The sequence below is a fragment of the Peribacillus sp. P4_C12 genome (assembly GCF_056402095.1).
Genome location: NZ_JBFUIB010000016.1, coordinates 20357 through 38649 on the forward strand (window position 1 = coordinate 20357; position 18293 = coordinate 38649).

At 38.4% G+C, this 18293-nt stretch carries 19 protein-coding genes and 1 other annotated feature; of the genes, 8 read left to right on the top strand and 11 right to left on the bottom strand.

Annotation, left to right across the window (positions count from 1 at the left end; translation table 11 throughout):
• Positions 1–124: 124 nt before the first annotated feature.
• A complete protein-coding gene (locus AC1DUW_RS05670) occupies positions 125–1474 on the bottom strand; it encodes an amino acid permease (protein WP_053347511.1) in 1350 nt (449 codons plus the stop codon).
• 60 nt (positions 1475–1534) lie between these two features.
• Positions 1535–1769: a binding site (T-box leader), on the bottom strand.
• Positions 1770–2502: 733 nt separating this feature from the next.
• Here AC1DUW_RS05670 and AC1DUW_RS05675 point away from each other — a divergent pair.
• Positions 2503–3048 carry a hypothetical protein gene (locus tag AC1DUW_RS05675; RefSeq protein ID WP_053347512.1) on the top strand — a complete coding sequence of 182 codons (546 nt, stop codon included), beginning with the start codon at positions 2503–2505 and terminating at the stop codon, positions 3046–3048.
• 92 nt (positions 3049–3140) lie between these two features.
• Positions 3141–3548 carry an HTH domain-containing protein gene (locus AC1DUW_RS05680; RefSeq protein ID WP_053347513.1) on the top strand — a complete coding sequence of 136 codons (408 nt, stop codon included), beginning with the start codon at positions 3141–3143 and terminating at the stop codon, positions 3546–3548.
• 126 nt (positions 3549–3674) lie between these two features.
• On the opposite strand, the gene AC1DUW_RS05685 is transcribed toward AC1DUW_RS05680, so the two are convergent.
• Both AC1DUW_RS05685 and AC1DUW_RS05690 read right to left on the bottom strand, forming a co-directional pair.
• Positions 3675–4382 (bottom strand): cytochrome c biogenesis CcdA family protein, encoded by a 708-nt coding sequence (locus AC1DUW_RS05685; protein WP_053347514.1) that lies wholly within the window; start codon positions 4380–4382, stop codon positions 3675–3677.
• Positions 4383–4428: 46 nt separating this feature from the next.
• Positions 4429–4662, bottom strand: a complete 234-nt coding sequence (locus tag AC1DUW_RS05690) for a hypothetical protein (RefSeq protein WP_053347515.1) — start codon at positions 4660–4662, stop codon at positions 4429–4431.
• A 222-nt stretch (positions 4663–4884) separates the two neighbouring features.
• Between AC1DUW_RS05690 and AC1DUW_RS05695 the strand changes: the two genes are divergently transcribed.
• The gene (locus AC1DUW_RS05695) at positions 4885–6048 is read left to right on the top strand and encodes an MFS transporter (RefSeq protein WP_053347516.1); all 1164 of its coding nucleotides are present in this window, start codon (positions 4885–4887) and stop codon (positions 6046–6048) included.
• Positions 6049–6122: 74 nt separating this feature from the next.
• On the opposite strand, the gene AC1DUW_RS05700 is transcribed toward AC1DUW_RS05695, so the two are convergent.
• From AC1DUW_RS05700 to AC1DUW_RS05730, 7 genes are all read right to left on the bottom strand, one after another.
• Entirely contained in the window at positions 6123–6425 is a 303-nt protein-coding gene (locus AC1DUW_RS05700) for a hypothetical protein (RefSeq protein ID WP_053347517.1), read from the bottom strand.
• A 134-nt stretch (positions 6426–6559) separates the two neighbouring features.
• The gene (locus tag AC1DUW_RS05705) at positions 6560–7201 is read right to left on the bottom strand and encodes a response regulator transcription factor (RefSeq protein WP_053347518.1); all 642 of its coding nucleotides are present in this window, start codon (positions 7199–7201) and stop codon (positions 6560–6562) included.
• Positions 7194–8240 carry a sensor histidine kinase gene (locus tag AC1DUW_RS05710; RefSeq protein WP_053347519.1) on the bottom strand — a complete coding sequence of 349 codons (1047 nt, stop codon included), beginning with the start codon at positions 8238–8240 and terminating at the stop codon, positions 7194–7196. The genes AC1DUW_RS05705 and AC1DUW_RS05710 overlap by 8 nt, the downstream gene beginning before the upstream one ends.
• A complete protein-coding gene (gene liaF / locus AC1DUW_RS05715; protein ID WP_053347520.1) occupies positions 8237–8983 on the bottom strand; it encodes a cell wall-active antibiotics response protein LiaF in 747 nt (248 codons plus the stop codon). The genes AC1DUW_RS05710 and liaF overlap by 4 nt, the downstream gene beginning before the upstream one ends.
• Before the next feature lie 161 nt (positions 8984–9144).
• Positions 9145–9780, bottom strand: coding sequence for a PspA/IM30 family protein (locus tag AC1DUW_RS05720; RefSeq protein WP_053347521.1), 636 nt, complete (start codon positions 9778–9780; stop codon positions 9145–9147).
• A gap of 19 nt (positions 9781–9799) precedes the next feature.
• Positions 9800–10144 carry a lmo0954 family membrane protein gene (locus tag AC1DUW_RS05725; protein WP_053347522.1) on the bottom strand — a complete coding sequence of 115 codons (345 nt, stop codon included), beginning with the start codon at positions 10142–10144 and terminating at the stop codon, positions 9800–9802.
• An 831-nt stretch (positions 10145–10975) separates the two neighbouring features.
• A complete protein-coding gene (locus AC1DUW_RS05730; RefSeq protein WP_477642168.1) occupies positions 10976–11590 on the bottom strand; it encodes a TetR/AcrR family transcriptional regulator in 615 nt (204 codons plus the stop codon).
• 167 nt (positions 11591–11757) lie between these two features.
• Here AC1DUW_RS05730 and kynU point away from each other — a divergent pair, with 167 nt between their 5' ends.
• The 5 genes from kynU (at position 11758) to AC1DUW_RS05755 (ending at position 17243) form a co-directional block, all read left to right on the top strand.
• Entirely contained in the window at positions 11758–13044 is a 1287-nt protein-coding gene (kynU, locus tag AC1DUW_RS05735) for a kynureninase (protein ID WP_053347524.1), read from the top strand.
• Between the two features lie 150 nt (positions 13045–13194).
• Complete coding sequence (locus AC1DUW_RS05740) at positions 13195–14616, top strand: amino acid permease (RefSeq protein WP_053347525.1); 1422 nt, start codon at positions 13195–13197, stop codon at positions 14614–14616.
• Between the two features lie 75 nt (positions 14617–14691).
• On the top strand, positions 14692–15537 hold the full coding sequence (gene kynA, locus AC1DUW_RS05745) for a tryptophan 2,3-dioxygenase (RefSeq protein ID WP_180319948.1): 846 nt from the start codon (positions 14692–14694) through the stop codon (positions 15535–15537).
• A 76-nt stretch (positions 15538–15613) separates the two neighbouring features.
• A complete protein-coding gene (gene kynB, locus AC1DUW_RS05750) occupies positions 15614–16240 on the top strand; it encodes an arylformamidase (RefSeq protein WP_053347527.1) in 627 nt (208 codons plus the stop codon).
• A gap of 370 nt (positions 16241–16610) precedes the next feature.
• Positions 16611–17243 carry a LysE family translocator gene (locus AC1DUW_RS05755; protein ID WP_053347528.1) on the top strand — a complete coding sequence of 211 codons (633 nt, stop codon included), beginning with the start codon at positions 16611–16613 and terminating at the stop codon, positions 17241–17243.
• Positions 17244–17448: 205 nt separating this feature from the next.
• Here the strand turns inward: AC1DUW_RS05755 and AC1DUW_RS05760 are convergent, their stop codons facing one another.
• Positions 17449–18162 (bottom strand): Dph6-related ATP pyrophosphatase, encoded by a 714-nt coding sequence (locus AC1DUW_RS05760; RefSeq protein ID WP_477642169.1) that lies wholly within the window; start codon positions 18160–18162, stop codon positions 17449–17451.
• Positions 18163–18293: the final 131 nt, after the last annotated feature.

Here is an 18293-nt window from a genome sequence, read left to right on the forward strand (position 1 = left end):
ATATACCATGGCTTAAATAAGTTGCTTAATCCAACTCTCTCATTCGTTCGATAATACTTTTCTTGACCATATGAAACTGGAACTGTACCTATAAGAGAAAAAGGGTTATTCATCCCTCTTCCTTCTAGATTTTATTAAAGCGTCTTTTCCATACATAAGTTAAGGTAATAAAGAAGTAGATGCTAAGTGTAATAATCGTTACGATGATGGATGTCGTGAAAATGATTCCAATCAGGATCGTTATTAATGCGATGATCGCAGCCCAAGTTGTATAAGGGAACCATTTAACCGAATAGGCACTTGTTTTTTCAGGATGCTTTTTACGTGATTTCAAATGAGCTATAGCTATGATTAACCAGATAAATAATACGGTATATCCCAGCGATCCCATTAGGAAATCGAAGGTCTTGCTTCCAGCAAATAAGGAAATCAGTACACCGCCATATAAAGCTGAAGTACACATTAATATTGCGTAAACAGGAACTTTCTTCTTGGATAAACGTGAAAAGATTTTCGGAATGCGACCGTCCACGGCTTGTGTATACAAAACGCGAGATGAACCATACAGTCCAGAGTTCATCGATGAAATGATCGCTAGTAGAACAACTGCGTTCATAATATGGTCGGCACCTGGAATCCCTATCATTTGAAAGACCATCACAAACGGACTTTCAGGCACCCCGTTTACTTCGTTCCAAGGAATTAAACTAACGATGATGAAAAATGGAATGATATAGAAAGATATGATCCTAACCAATGTACTGCGAACGGCTTTTGGAACCACTTTTTCGGGATTTTTCGTTTCAGCTAACGTGACCCCAATAATTTCAGTACCACCATATGAATAGATCACAACAAGCATCGCAGTGATTAAACCTGTTGATCCATTCGGAAAGAAACCACCATGGTCAGTCAAGTTAGAGAAACCGACGGCTGTATGATCACCAAAAGTTACGAGCAGTAACAATAATCCAGCCATGATGAACACAATAATGACGGTAATTTTAATTAACGCAAGCCAGTACTCCGTTTCAGCAAAAACCTTTACCGACAGCAAGTTAATCGCTGTAACTAACACAGAAACAGCTAATGCCAGTATCCAAATTGGATATCCAGGCAGCCAATATTGAATGAAAATCGCTGCAACGACGGATTCTGCCGTTATGTTCAATACCCACATTTTCCAATAAATCCAATCTAGAAAATAGGCAGGATACTTTCCTAGGATCGATTGAACTAAGTCCCTGAATGTTCTTGCACCGCTATTGCGGACCGCCATCTCAGCTAAACCTTGCATAATGAATAATAAGATGATTCCACCAATTAAGTACGCAATAATTACGGATGGGCCTGCCATATCAATGGCTGAACTGCTTCCTTTGAATAAACCTGCTCCAATAGCACCGCCTAATGCCATCATCGTAATATGCCGTGAAGTCATTGTCCTCTGTAAATTCCGTTTGTCCGTTTCCATATCCTTACCCCCCAAAAAATCAAAAAAGGCATATCGTCTCTTCCTTCATAATCAAATGAAGAAAGAGACGATATGCCTTAAGCTTACCGCGGTACCACTCTTATTGGTTCTTTTGAACCCTGCTTTAAAAACCTTGTAACGAAGGTTAATCGTTAAAACAAGAGAATAGATTAAATCTAATCTTTCGCTTTACCACTCCCAGGCAAGTTCAAAGTATTATTGGACTGCGTTACACCACCCCGCAGCTCTCTTTACCGAATAATTTGCTTTTACTACTCCTGATCTTTGCGTTTTGAAAATTATATCTGAATATTTTTAATAATATCCAATACTATACGGATTCGATGTAAATTTGTCAATAATTTTTTTAGAATAACATTTTAAAAGAAACAAATCTTAGTGAATTGTGGTGAACTAGCTATATAAAATCAGTAAAATACTATTTAAAATTAAGTATGATTCGTTATCACAGAAACTTTAAGATTTTGTTTGCCCAAAGGATAGTATAAAAGAAGCCTACCAACCTTCTGGGGAAAACGGGAGATTATTGATTTGCTCATTTGATCACTCTTTTACATATATGCTAATTTAGTATCCTACCTCTGTAGCTTTTAGGCGTTAAAACGTAACACTATAGCAGATTAAAAGTATATGGCAAACTGATTTTTGGTTAGATGGTGCCGGATTTACAGATCATCAACTTCCCTAGAAATTAAGCATTTTCACCTAAATAATAGGGAGTATATCTGCAGTTTGATTGTCTCCTAAACGTAGTGCTATCCCAATGTGACTCACTTCTCATTTCTTTTTATGAACCTTCTAAAGTTACTTGCAAATCACCGATTAATTCTATATCAAATCTTAACACCCTATATGAAACTCATAACCCAACAGAAATATTGAAAATCTAACCATATATATCAATATAAACTTTTGAAATTTTATGAATTTTACAAAAAACATAACTAGTTAAATAGACCTATGTTATCATGAAGTAGAAAATAAAAATTCTACAGGGAGATGATAGAATGAGCAAATGGTTTATGAGTATCTTAGTAGTATTTATGATTATGGCTACATCATCAGTTTTTGCAGAAGAACAACAAAATTTTGGTTCGTCTGACTTGATATCGAACGATACAGTAGAAGGTAAAAATTCAGGTGATGACTATTCTTTCTCTGTTGATTTATCAGAAATTAAATTAGCTGAAGGTGAAGTAGCTACTATTCCTTTAGTTCTAGTTCCTGCCAATTCAAGTAACAACCTTATCCAACCAACAATAGCCTTTCCTGGCCCCGGAGGTGTTCTAAATTTATGGGCCGAAGGAAGTAAAGTTAGATACAAAATAACTATGTCTATACCAGCAACTGGTTTTACTGGTACTATGCTTATTACAAATCTTACTTCAGGGTTATCCTCTGGGAGAACTTCAGTTTCAGGGTTTAGCGGGGCTGTTTCATATAAAGCGCTATATAATAATAGATATAGTGCACAATTAACCGGATCAGCAACTTTCCTCGGTAAAGTTGTTTCTTATACGGTTCCAAATTACATTACTTGGGTTTCTAAATAAGGGATATTTTTCAAAAAATAAGTAGACAATATATTATTATATTGTCTACTTCCATATATAATAGAGTTAAAAGTGAAAGAGGGTTATTCAAGATGATTGGTCATGAACCTAAAGAGTTATTAAAAACTCTTCTAAATGATTATAAAATGCCCGCAGCATCATTAAGTAAAATTACCGGAATATCTGAACAAGTCATTTTAGATTTTGCAAATGGTCATAATATTCAATCCTCGATAACTCAAACAGAAATGATGGACCTAATAGATTTAGTGGGCCTTTTAGTCATAGGGATTCCTTCAACCGATGCAAATGAAAGGGTCACCGCTATAACTCAAGCACTGAACAATGAATTTGGTATACCAGTAGAGACGATCTCCTTATTCTCTAATCTTGAGTGTGAAGATATCGAAAAATTCATGAAAGAAAATGATTCTCTTTCAATCGAGAAAAGATACAAACTTGCAGTAACAGTCCTTTTTTTGCATTATATATTTAAATGATTTGTTCTTAACTTTATCCTAATTCTTCCGAAAAGAGGATATACCGCCGAATAGTTAGGGGCACCCTCTTTTCTTTATTAAAATTAGCAAATCATTAGCTCATTTAGTAAGTATGATGCATGATACTCAGAAACCAGTAAAGCCTCCAAATACATAATTTGTTAGGAAAGAAGTCATGTTAGTCATCCAATCAAAAAACAAGAAAACACCCATAACAATCGTGAAATATCCGCCAATTTTAGTGAAGTTATGATTATACTTCCTTATCCAGCCTGATTTTCCGATAAAAAATGACATGATAAAGAAAGGTATTGAAAATCCAAGGATATAAGCAATCATATATAATAAGCCTTGTCCCGTATATAACCCAAGGGTCATTACGGCACCTAATATCGGACCCACACAAGGAGTCCATCCAGCTGCATATCCTATTCCGATCAAAACAGAACCTAGATAGCCAGATGGACGGCTTTTAAAGGTTATTTTCCTATCCATCATTAAAAATTTCGGCTGAAAAACTCCGACAATGATTAGTCCAAACATAACGATTAAAATGGCTCCTGCTTGTCTAATAAAATCAATATATTCATAAAACAGTTCATAAAAAAACGATGTCGAAAGCCCTAGCACCACAAAAATGATTGAAAATCCGACCAAAAAGAAAAAGGTATGAAACAGTGCCTTACGATTTAATTTGTTACTTTCTTCTTTTAACTCACTAACTGTAAAACCTGTAATATAAGATAAAAAAGCAGGATATAAAGGCAAACAACATGGAGATATAAAAGAAAGTATTCCTGCGCTAAATGCTAAAAAGATATTTAAATCTACCAATCTATTTTCCTCCGCTTCTAAATTTCCCTAATACTCACCTCAAGTGTTAAAACTCTGTCCCTAACCATGATGCAACAACCATTAAAACCCCAACGACGACCACAACAACCGGTCCAACAACAATTAAGCCAAATAACAAAGATACTATAGCATCAATAAAGGTACGAACTGGTCCTACCTTCTCTTTTTTATTCGCTTGCTCCGTTAATAAGTCTTCAAGATGACCGACTTTTTGCTTCAATACCTGCAACTCTTGAATCACTTTTGTGTCTTGATCCATTATTTATTCCACTCTCCCTCATTAACAATAAGTGTTAATTCTATCATTTACATCCATTTTTAAAAAGTAAAAGTGACGATTTTCCAAACCTCGAAACCAACTCTATCTGTCTATTTCCATCCATAAAAATAAAATCTATTTTTTCAAAAACTGTCATCAATGTTACAATAACAAAGTTGAAATTAAACCAATCTATAGAACACGTGAGGTATCATACTTTTTATGAAAGCACTACGATTATTAAAAAGTTTTAACTTTTTATATTTTGGCCTGCTTGCCATTTTCATTCCGTTTCTCCCAGTCTATCTGGCTGATCAAGGTTTGCGTCCAGCCCAAATCGGATTCATCATTGGTACAGGAGGTTTTGTCACCCTCATTACCCAGCCTTTATGGGGAATGATCAGCGACAAAACGAGGACTATACGTAAAGTCCTGTTGTTACTTATCTTTTTCTCGAGCGTAATCGGATATTTTCTATATGACTCAAGCAGTTATCTTCAACTCATCCTGTTTGCCATGCTGCTTTATTTCTTTCTGATGCCGATCGATCCCCTGACGGAAAGCCTCAACTTTACCATTGCGGAGAAATCTGGGATCAGTTACGGTTCCATCCGGACATATGGTGCATTGGGTTATGCGGTCATCTCGCTGATCACTGGCTATGTTATGTCATATTTCGGAGCAAACAGCCTGGCCTTCCTTTTTGCCGTCATAGGTTTGATCAGTTTCATTGTCAGCTGGATGATGCCTGATGCACCCGTTTCAGGGAAACCTGTCACCTTAAAGAGCCTTAAGCATTTTTTCAGTAATAAAGAGACTCTTCTTTTCTTGTTATTGGTCTTTATCTGTGCTGTTCCAGCAAGGATGAATGATACTTTCCTCGGAGTATATATCCGTGAACTTGGAGGAAGTGCCAAGCTTGTGGGCTTAACCTGGTTCTTAGCAGCAGGAAGTGAAATTGTTGTTTTCGCCTTAAGCTTCTGGTGGCTGCGTAAAGGTAAGGAAATCATTATTATTTCGTTCGCAGCTGCGTTTTTCTTTATTCGTTACTTCGTCTCTGCCTGGATTACCGATCCACATTTATTAGCTTATTTGCAAGTCATGCAGATATTGACTTTCCCGATCTTCTACTCTGCTGCCATTCAGTACCTGTATCGGATTGTTCCGGTGGAGTGGCGTGCCACAGGCCAGACCGTACTGGCGCTATTGTTCTTTGGAGTTTCGGGAATCATTGCTTCTTATATAGGCGGAGCAATATATGGGGCTTTCGGAGGCAAGACTCTTTACCTGTTCATCTCCTCCATCTCCTTTATAGGAATGGTCTTTGCTTTGGTTCTTTATCGGATATATGGCAAGAGGCTCGATACTGCAGAGGAAGCTGTATAATCTGAAAACATAACTGTATAAAAAAGAGCATGTTTTGATTAAACTTAATCAAAACATGCTCTTTTTGCATTCCGTTAGCGAAATAAAGGGGCAACCGTTAACATTAGCACAGAGGAGCAAAGCAGTAAAGTAGTTGCCCTGTTTGAGAGTTTTACTTGTCCGCCATTTTTATAGAACCCCGAAAATTGAAGCCGGTTTTTATAGAGTACATAAAGTAATGGAAAAATTCCCATAGCAACAATCCATCCACCCGTGGTATTCTCTACGTTTATACCAAAAATCGCATAGATTGAATTAATGATGAACCCCATTATCATTCCAATAACAAAAATAATGGTGATTATACGAAATAATTCTAAGATAACTCTTAACATCATTTCACCTGCCTTCTGCCTACTTTCCCGTTATCCGAAAAAAAAAGGCTGCAATCAGCAACCTTGAAAGAACTTTTACAAGATGGGATAATTCCCTAAATATAACAAACTTTCATCTTTTCGTAAATAGACGCTCTTTACTCTACTTCTTGAACGAGCGAATGTTTAAATGCGTAAATCACTGCTTGGGTGCGGTCCTGCACCGCAAGCTTACTTAATATATTGCTGACATGTACTTTGGCTGTTTTCAGGGCTATGTATAGTTCATCCGCAATTTCCTGATTCGTTTTCCCTTGTGTCATCAACAATAAAATTTCCATTTCACGGTTTGTCAATTGTTCATGAAGCTGGGTTTTCTGAGGGCGACGTAACTTTTCCATCATTTTCCCGGTCACTTCAGGTTCAAGTACACTTTGCCCTTGAAAGGTGGAACGGACGGCTCTCGCAATCTCGCTCGCCTTTGATGTTTTCAACATATAGCTTGTCGCCCCGGCTTCCAATGCCGGATACACTTTTTCGTCATCCAGGAAGCTTGTCACAATGATGATTTTTGCTTCAGGCCATTTTTCAATAATTCGTTTAGTCGCTTCTATGCCGTCCATTTCCGGCATGACCAAATCCATCAAAATGATATCTGGACGTAACTCCATTGCAAGTTCAACAGCTTTCAAACCATTGTCCGCTTCACCAATCACTTCGATATCTGCCTGTGCGGATAAATAGGCAGATACCCCTATTCTTACCATTTCATGATCATCGACAAATAATACTTTAATCATCATGATCACCTCCAGTATTTAATAATGGGATTTTCACTTCAAGTTGTGTTCCTTTATTCGGAACACTTACCAGCTTCATCGTTCCGCCTAATTCAACAGCCCGTTCATGCATGTTTTGCAGACCATATGATCCGGTTTTCGACTCCTCGACGTTAAAGCCGATGCCATCATCCGTAATCCGTAAAATGATCAACTCATCACGAACGATCAATAGCACTTCAAGCGAGCTCGCTTTTGCATGTCTTAGTGTATTGGAAATCGATTCTTGTAAAATCCGAAACAGATGGTCCTCAATCCCCTTATCCAGAGTAACGGGCTCCATCTTCCAATTTATATCCATCGTCACTTTTTGGGCCAATTCCTCGAGGAGCTCCTTCATTCCTTCCTGCAATGATTTTCCCTTTAACGCAACGGGTCTCAGGTGCAGCAATAAAGCCCTCATCTCGAGCTGAGATTGATGGATCATCTCTTCCACTACCTTGAATTGTTTCATTTCTGTTTTTTCCATATTAGATTGTGACTCTGTAATGGCCGACATGAACATCGAAGCGGCAAACAATTGCTGGCTCACTGAATCATGCAGTTCCCGCGCCAAACGGTTTCGTTCCTGTGAAACAATTTCCTGGATCTGTTTCTCCTGATCAATGGCCTTTTCATTCGCCATTTTTTGAGATAATTTTGTCTGCTCATTGATATGCTTTTGGATCTGATTCATCCGTTCAACCATTTTAGCCATCTCTTGGACTGGATACATTTCCTGTTGCGAAGGTAAGCGGCCTTGTTCAAGTAAATAAAGCCCTTCATCCATCCTTTGCAGCTGCCTCTTCCAAAACATCCCTGAAACGACTCCATAGATCAGCCCTACCGTAATGACCAGACTTGGCAGGAATATGACGAAGGGTAACCCCATAACCACTTTATCCCACAATAATCTCCAGTCAGATAAAGGAAAAACAAAGAAAACCGCTGCCGGCAAGGCAAGGGATAGGACGAAGGAAACACAAAGGGCACTCAATATCTGACGTGTCAGTATACTCATACCCGCTTCACCTCTAAATCCCCAACTAAGATAGAAGTGATGATATGAACCTTTTGATCCGTTTCATTGAACCCTTCCGTTTGATAGGAATAGATTTGATTAAATACCCTGGATTCAGGCTTATTATCAAAAATCCGTGCTCTACCTGCAATGACCGAATGATGGACTCTGATTTCAATGCCATACGGTACTAGGATTGTGATATTACCAACTATATTTCTGATGGAAATGACAGCGTCGTCTTTCGGTAAAATCGTCCGGCTTAAATCAATAACTGTATCACCGACCCCACCCTGAACATTTACCGAATTCCATTCATATACATGTTCGGCCGTTTGTTGATGACCGAACAACCTATTTTGAAATAGATAATTGGTTTTCAATAATCGCTCTTTATTGATCCGTTCTTCGTCAAACCCCTCATTGGTTAAAATGGGATTGATCCAATCAGGATTTTTTTTCGATTGATAATAAAGAAGTAATAGATAAATAAGAATTGCTATTAGGAAAAATCTAAAGACGAACATATTCAGGACAGTAATAATAAGAGTTATTATTCCTATAAAAAAAAGGATTTTCCCGATTGTCCGTTTTGAAAATTTCCTTCCTAAATAGATAAGTCCAATTGAAAATGCTAGGGAAAATAAGAGACCTCCACCCTTAAATGAAATCTCTAAAATAAGCAGGACGATTCCGATGAGAAAGATCCAACCCATATAATCTGTTTTCATTTTGTTCAACATCGGTTCGCCTCCTCTGTAAGTTATCATGATATTCTTAAAAGGCACAGGAACCCGTGCCTTTTAAGAATACCATGAATTTATCACGTTATAACAGACTGTTTTCCCCCACCTTCGATTCCAAGTAGTTGGGGGATAACAGCAAAGCTTTAATAAGAAATCGACTATGCTTCTTTCTGTTCCATTTCCTTTTCAAGCTGGACAATCCTGGCATCGATAGTATGTCGATTATAATCTGAATGGACTTGATTCTCAATACGATCGATATATTGCTCCATTTCACCAAACATCGCTATCGGTTTGGCATCGGAGCTACCAGCATTTAAAACCCGATTGATCCGGTGGTTTGCCCGGGCAATATTCTCCCTGCCCATCAGTTCCATTCTCTTAAGATGCATATCCTTGAGCTTATGCTTCATTTCTTCATATTTCCGCTCCAGTTCATCTAACTGAACTTCTGCACTTTTTTGCGCTTCCTTCAAACTTAGCGCCCGATCTTCATAGTGCAGGTTTTCCTTTAAGGCGAATTCCATTAAATCAATTTCTCCAGCCTGCTTAGCAATTTCAGCCTGATGTTTACGCTTTTCAGCTAGATTTTGCGCTTGACTATATTCACGAGTGAACTCTTCTTTCAGTAGATATTGACGTTCAACCAGCTTTCCGACCTTCTCTGCCTCCTGCTCACATTGACGCAGATATTGATTTAACATTCCAATTGGATTTTTTTGCTCCTTTTTATCCAACAAGTCGTGAAAATCCGCTGAAATCGTTTGTTTCATTCTTGAAAATAGATTACTCATTCCAATTCCATCCCTTCTCCTAGTTTTTATTTAACTCTTTCCACTCTCTTTCAAAATTCGAGAATGGGTCTGTTTCCTTCGATACAATTTCATCATTTTCATTCCATTTTTTATAGACGAGGTAAAGAACGTAAGCTGCTACCAGTCCTAATATCGCTGGGATATGAGAAACAGCAACTATTAGCACGATAAGGGAGATTGATCCCCAGGCAATTTTGGCTCCTGTCGATTCGGACTTCATGAACTGTTTGAATCCAAAATATAGAATAGCCAAGCAAATCGCCAAGCTGATTAATGGACCCACATTCGCTAGCAAGATAAATAATGCGATCAGCCCTACAATAAATAAACCAAATTTCTTCATTGTTTTCGTCCTCCTTTCCTTGTTTCTATCTTATCTAGTTTTGCAAGTTCGTATAATGAGCCTTAGCTATATTTTTAAATAAGACTTAAGGCGTAGTAGTACTAAGCCCCACACTAACGAGGGCGTTTTGTTCCTGAATTTGAGAGGTTTACTCGTGAGTTTGGCGTTTTACTCGTGAATTTGAGAGGTTTACTCGTGAATTTGGCTGCTTTACTCGTGAGTTTGGCTGCTTTACTCGTGAGTTTGGGCGCTTTACTCGTGAGTTTGGCGTTTTACTCGTGTTTGGCGTTTTACTCGTGAATTTGGCTGATTTACTCGTGAGTTTGGCTGCTTTACTCGTGAGTTTGGCTGCTTTACTCGTGAGTTTGGCGTTTTACTCGTGAGTTTGGACGTTTTACTCGTGAGTTTGGCGTTTTACTCGTGAGTTTGGGCGCTTTACTCGTGAGTTTGGCGTTTTACTCGTGAGTTTGGCGTTTTACTCGTGAGTTTGGGCGCTTTACTCGTGAGTTTGGCGTTTTACTCGTGARTTTGGCTGCTTTACTCGTGAGTTTGGTCGTTTTACTCGTGAGTTTGGCTGCTTTACTCGTGTTTGGCGTTTTACTCGTGAATTTGGCTGCTTTACTCGTGAGTTTGGAGTATTACTCGTGAGTTCAGCTGGTTTTAGTTATAAGAAGTTTCCGATAAGAGGTGTGTAGTGGGAAAGCCTTTAAAGTAGCTGTAAAACCTTGGTTAAATAAAATAAAATCTTCCGACTGTATAAAACCGGAAGATTACTTGACATGCATGCTTTTAGTAAAATATATATTCATTGCTTATTGTCTAAAAATAAAGTTATAGATAAAGACCTTCGACGTAAACAGACGTGATGGTTTTAGCAATTTCTTCGACAGAACTCTGATGTTCGTTTCGGACAATTTCCCAAAGATACATTTCATTTGCGAAAAACCAACCTCTTGCAACAATCTCATGGTTTAATTCAGCTCTTGCTAGCCCATTTTGCTGTGCATAGGCAACGTCCTTTGAAATTCGCTGTATAAACTTTACACGGATTGCCTTCCATTTATCTGATATAACAGTTGAAATCCCAATAGCCTGCTCGAAAACTTGCATCATATTGCGTTCAGCCTCTGCCATTTTTAAAAAAGCATTAGCTTGTTTATTTATAATACGTTCTGCTTCGTCCTTCGATTTTGGAAAGAAAGAGGTCTCGGCAATTTCATAAAATTGCTCCATAACATTCTCCATTAATACAATTAAAAGATCCTCTTTTCCTTTAAAATGAACATAGGCCGTTCCATACCCGATGTTTGCCTTTTTGATCATTTGGGAAATAACCGCAGCTTGAAAACCTTCTTCAAGAAATATTTCCTTTGCAGCTTCTAATAACTTTTGACGTGTCATAATTGAGCGCAAATGTCGCTTATCCCCTACTTTACCATTATCCATGCCTATTCCTCCCCTTATCTTCTAGCATAAAGGATTTCAATAAAAATAAAAAACATTTGAATAATTTAATGTTTATAATTTTCTGAATTAACTTATTGACATCATGTCATATTCTTTGGTACGATTCTCCTAGAATTATAAGAAAAATAGAATAAGGGAGGATAATTATGCTTTCAAACGGCTTTCAACACACATTAGATTACGCAAAACAAATGGATAAAGAAGATACCCTTCGTTGTTATCGTGAAGAGTTTTATTTAAAGCCAAATTCGATCTATATGGATGGAAACTCATTGGGGCTTCTTTCGAAAAGAGCGGAACGTACTCTTTTGGAATCTTTGGAAGATTGGAAAGAACATGGGATTGATGGATGGACACAAGGGAATCACCCATGGTTTTTCATGGCCGAGAAATTGGGCGCGAAGATTGCCCAATTAGTGGGAGCTTCTCCTGAGGAAGTTATTGTAACAGGCTCGACAACTGTAAATCTGCATCAACTTGTAGCTACTTTTTATAAGCCGGAAGGAATGCGCACAAAAATTTTAGCAGATGAATTAACCTTTCCGACTGATATTTATGCTCTTCAAAGTCAGCTGCGTACACATGGATACGATCCGGAAACCGATCTCATCCGCGTGAAAAGTCGCGATGGAAGATTTCTTGAAGAGGATGATATTATCGAAGCAATGACCGATGATATTGCCTTAATCGTCTTGCCAACAGTACTGTACCGCAGCGGTCAAATATTGGATATGAAACGATTAACTGATGAAGCTCATAAAAGAGGAATAGTAATTGGATTTGACGGATGTCATTCTATTGGTGCGATCCCGCATTCATTCAGTGAATGGGGTGTGGATTTTGCGTATTGGTGCAATTATAAACATTTAAATGGCGGTCCTGGCGGTGTTGGCGGCTTATATGTAAATCGAAAACATTTTGGAACGATGCCTGGATTGGCTGGATGGTTCGGCTCCAAAAAAGATAAACAATTCGATATGGAACATATTTTAACACCAGCTGAATCAGCAGGCGCGTATCAAATTGGAACGCCACATGTATTAAGTTGTGCACCTTTGATTGGGTCTTTAGAAATGTTTATAGAAGCTGGTATAGAGAATATTAGGGAAAAATCTCTTAAAATTAATCAATATTTAATAGACTTAATTGAACACGAGTTGAAGGACATGGGGTTTTTCATTGGAACTCCTAGAGAAGACGTACGTCGCGGAGGTCATGTGAGCCTAGAGCATAAAGAAGCTGCACGCATTTGTAAGGCATTGAAAGAAAACGGTGTGATTCCGGATTTCCGAGCACCAAACATCATACGTCTTGCTCCAGTTGCACTCTATACTTCCTTCGCAGAAGTTTGGGAAGTGGTACAAATTCTCAAAAAAATCATGACAGAAAAACAATATGAAAAATTCAAGAATGAGCGTGAAGTGGTCGCATAACATGGAATTCCACCAGATGAGGCTCATCCCTCTAATGGTTAGTATCGAATCAGTCGGTTATTATATTCGGTTAGCCTACGCTTAAAGAGGTGGAAGCTCACTGCCTATTAGGGTAGGATAAAATCTTTTTGGATAAAAAGGGGATGAACTATGGAGAACAAAAATACTCAATTGAACTTTAAAGATGGGCCAGAGAAAGGGTTAAAACGTGATTTAGAAACAAATCAGCTTTCCATGATCGCGATGGGCTGTGCCATCGGGACAGGGCTATTCCTTGGCAGCGGGCTTGCCATTCAAGCGGCAGGGCCAAGTGTATTGCTCAGCTATGCACTCGGGGCGTTCATTGTTTTGCTGTTGATGGGCTGTTTAGCCGAAATGACGGTTGCCCATCCTACTTCCGGTTCTTTTGGAGCTATTGCTGAAAAGTACATGACTCCTATGGCAGGCTATCTTGTCCGCTATTCCTATTGGATTGGCAATGTTTTGGCTGTTGGGGTTGAAGTAAGTGCAGTCAGCGTGTATATGAATTATTGGTTTCCGACCGTGCCGGGAATCGTATGGATTTTGTTGTTTGCAGGTATCCTGATTTATGTAAATGCTACCAGCGTGAATACATTCGCTACATTTGAGTATTGGTTCTCCTTTATTAAAATAAGTGCCATTGTTGGTTTTATTCTCCTTGGAGCCTATGTACTATTCGGTTCATCCGAACAGCCACATATAGGGCCGGAAAACTTTGTGAATGAAGGCGGTTTTTTCCCATTTGGTTTAAAGGGAATGTGGATAGCCGTATTTATTTCTTTATTCAGCTTTCTTGGAACTGAAATGATAGCGGTTACATCAGGAGAAGCAAAAGATCCAGATGCAGCTGTTCCAAAAGCATTGAAAGCGACTGTCTTCCGTTTATCCACCTTCTATGTGTTGACAATTGGGATCATGTTGATGATCGTTCCGTGGAAAACGGCTGGGATCGAGGAGAGTCCATTCGTAAAAGTGATGGAAATCTTGAACATTCCAGGTGCATCTGGGATCATGAACTTTATTATTTTAACGGCTGCTTTATCTGCCATGAATGCTCAGCTCTATGCTTCAACACGTATGATGTTTTCATTGGCTCGTGGAAAACATGCACCCAGCTTTTTAGGAAACCTAAACAAAAGGGGGGTTCCGGCAAAAGCACTTGCTGTCTCTACAACCGGGATTCTTATTGCTGCAGGCGTTCATGCGTTACTTCCTGGTTCCTCCTATGCATTCATGATGGGAATTTCCATGTTCGGTGCTATGTTCACATGGCTTATCATCTTCATTTCTCATTTGTTTTTCAGGGTGAAATGGGAGAAAACAGGCGGACGCAAATTACCGGTAAGGATGATCGGCTTTCCCTATTTAACGATACTAGGAGCCGTTCTTCTATTTAGCTTAATGATTACGACATGGTTTACAGATTTCAAAATTATGCTTCAATTCGGGATTCCATGGTTACTATTTTTATCGGTTGCTTATTTTGTTTCGAAAAAAAGAAATAGTAATCATAATGTAGTGGAGGAATCTCTGGAAGAGAAGATAGAATAGAATGACGGAATAACTAGTATGGAGAAATCACAGTTTTTTGAATATGAAAAGTGAGGGGATTGCGGAATGAAGAATATGGATACCAATGAACAAACAATAACTGGGCTAGAGAAAGAAATTCAAACCGATTTTCAAAAATCGATGTCTTACGGAGATTATCTCCACCTTGATAAGATTTTAACTAGTCAACATAGATGTTCTGATCATCATGATGAAATGCTTTTTATCGTTATCCACCAAGCGAGTGAGTTATGGATGAAGCTCATTTTACATGAGTTGACAGCTGCTACTCAGTGTATACGCAATAACAATTTGGAACCATCATTTAAAATGTTGTCGCGCGTTTCGAGAATTCAGCAGCAATTGATTCAGTCATGGAGTGTCCTTTCAACTTTGACACCGGCTGAATACATGGAGTTTAGGGATAAGCTAGGACAATCTTCTGGATTCCAATCTTATCAGAATCGTTTGATTGAATTTGCACTAGGTAACAAAAATGTCCATACGCTATCAGTCTATCAACATCAGACAGATCTATACGAGCAAATGCAGCAGGCTCTTCATAAGCCAAGTATTTATGACGCGGCGATTAATGCTCTTGTGGCCCGTGGACTACCTGTTGATCAAGAAGCTATTAATAGGGATTGGTCACAAAGATATGAACCAAATACCAGTGTAGAAGAAGCGTGGCTGACAGTTTACCGCGATGTCGAGCAATATTGGGACTTATATGAGTTGGCCGAGAAGTTAGTGGACATTGGCAATCAACAGCAATTATGGCGTTTTAATCATATGAGTACTGTGGAAAGAATTATTGGTCATAAACAAGGAACTGGTGGATCATCAGGTGTTACGTATTTAAAAAGAGCTCTAGACCAACACTTTTTCCCAGAACTATGGAGTCTAAGAACGAAGCTATAATAAGGAATTAAGTAGGTTGTTCTTTTTGAAAAAGCGGCAAAGAAAGCAATAGCTAGAAGAGACGGAGGTAAGATGCATGGGTACATGGATTGATATTTCACAACGTCTGGATGAAAATGTCGCAGTCTGGCCTGGAGATACACCTTTCTCATACAAAGTCAATTGGAGTAAAGAAGAAAGTGGATCTGTCAATGTAGGTCAAATCAATATGAGTATACACACTGGTACTCATATTGATGCACCTTTTCATTTTGATAATGATGGAAAAAGAGTGATTGAACTGGATCTCGATTTATATATTGGAAGTGCCCGAGTCATCCATTTACCAAACAAGACAAGCATAGGAGTCCATGAATTATCCAGTATAGATTTAGAAGGAGTGACCCGTCTGTTAATTCGCACAGATGCCTGGAAGGATCGTCGTGTGTTTCCACAAACTATTCCTCATATCCAACCAGAATTAGCGGCTTATCTTTCAGAACTCGGTGTTCGCCTTATTGGTCTTGATTTACCATCAGTAGATCCATTAGATAGTAAAGAACTGTCTGCCCATCATGAACTTGCTGAGCATGGAATTCACATTTTGGAGGGGCTTGTATTAGATGATGTGTTACCAGGGGATTATGAATTGGCAGCCCTCCCACTTCCATTAGTTGAAGCAGATGGAAGTCCGGTACGTGCTGCGTTGAAAAAATCACCCTAAAAAGAAATAGATTTTCACTAGGTTTAAATAAAAAACAAGCCGAGTCACAAAATGATTCGGCTTGTTTTTTTATCTTTTTTAATTAAGGTGCCCATGGAGAATTGCTATTCATCCCCTACTTATAGAAAATTTCCCATAACATTTTTATCTCCTCCCTTAGTTCGATAAAAAAAATCAAAATCATAGATAGATTTCAGTTTATTCTTTATTTAAGAGGTTATTAATGCTGTGTTTCATAGTTTTTTCACATGATCATAACTACTACTTACAGGAATTCGGCTTACTTATTTACCTCCCCAAACTACGTTCATTTATGTTAAATTAAATGTAACAATTTTTAGAATTTTCATCTTTGAATGGAGGTCCATAAATGGAAAACTTTTATTTGTTTGTGATTATGTGTATTCTTCTCATTATTCTACCTGGTCCAGATACAGCAATAACAACAAGGAATACCGTTACCGTTGGGACAACGGGAGGTTTTAAAACGATGTTTGGTACGTGTTGCGCACTTCTTATTCATACATCAGCTGCAGTGTTTGGCCTTTCAGCAATCATTGTAAAATCCGCTTTATTATTTTCAATTTTCAAATACGTCGGTGCCGTTTACTTGGTATATCTAGGTATCAAGACGTTATGGGGATTAAAAAACAAGGAAGTGGCAGCAACCACTGAAACGGCTGTCAAAAATAAGTATGAAAACCAGTCTTGCTTTAAGCAAGGGTTCCTTACCAACCTGCTGAATCCTAAAGTGGCAGTTTTCTTCTTAACTTTCTTGCCACAGTTTGTTGACCATGGAACCAATACATTTTTACCGTTTCTTATAATGGGTTTAACGTATACCGTATTAACCTTAGTGTGGTTTGTATTTTATATCTATTTATTGAATCAGATTAGTGCTTTTATGAAAAAGCCTAGAACACAAGCGATTTTTGAAGGAATAACGGGTGCGATACTGATAGGTTTTGGGATAAAACTAGCTCTAGAAAAAGCTCATAATTAATTGGCTGTTTAAGCCCCTTCGTTGATAAAACGAAGGGGCTTTTATTGAAGGATAATTAGATGACTTAGAGATACACTGACTTCAAGTTCTCTATGAAATTTCCCATCTAATCATTACAAAATGCAATCGGCCGTAACGTCGGACAAAAGCGATTGTCTGGCCCTAGAAAATAATCAGCTGTGGATTTGAAATAAATTCGTACCGGTTATAAAAAAGTTGCACCGTCCGCCATCTGATCTAGCTCCAAGGGCAAAAAAGCATATTCTCCGTCCTTAATAATCTCACATTTACGAACTGGAATAGGATATTTAAAAATGGGCCCATCTATTACTGTGGTATGGAATTCTCCACCTTCTCCGCAGGGGTCAATACCACGGGCTTCAAGCTCCTTCACGTATTCATGGGTTAATGTTCGCCCTAAATCGTTCTCTCGCATTCCCAATGATAAATTAACAGTTATAATTATCGTTACAAATCCTAGATTTATGAACTCTTCGACAGCTTCACGATGGTTCATTTCCCATAAAGGCATCCCAAGCTTTAATCCAGCATTCTTCGTAACCTTTTCATGCCAACAGCCATGAGCAGGCATATCTAAGTCTCCAGTTACTAACACTTCTGCTCCTTGATTTTTAGCTTTGTCTAAAAGGTACATAAATACTTTTTCATAATCTGTCCAACTTGCAGCTGCAGTATATACGGGCAAACCTATAGATTTAGCTTGGGCACGAATGAGTTCCGGAGGCATTCCATGGGATCTGGAACGTTTCCCTTCTTCTTCCAGCATGACGATCAATCCAACTGCTTCTCCAACCTTCACTGCTTTATATAGAGCTAAGACACTATCCTTTCCTCCGCTAAAAGAAGCTATAAATTTATGCCCGCGAGCACTATTTTTCCAATCCATTAAGTCTGCCATTCCTATCTTTCCCCTTTATTCTAATGACTTTTTTCACGATGCCTGTTATTAGCCAATTTCATATTTTATATATGAGGTTTCATAGCTCTATTTGTTTGATTTTATCACTATTGGACCTTACAGATAATATA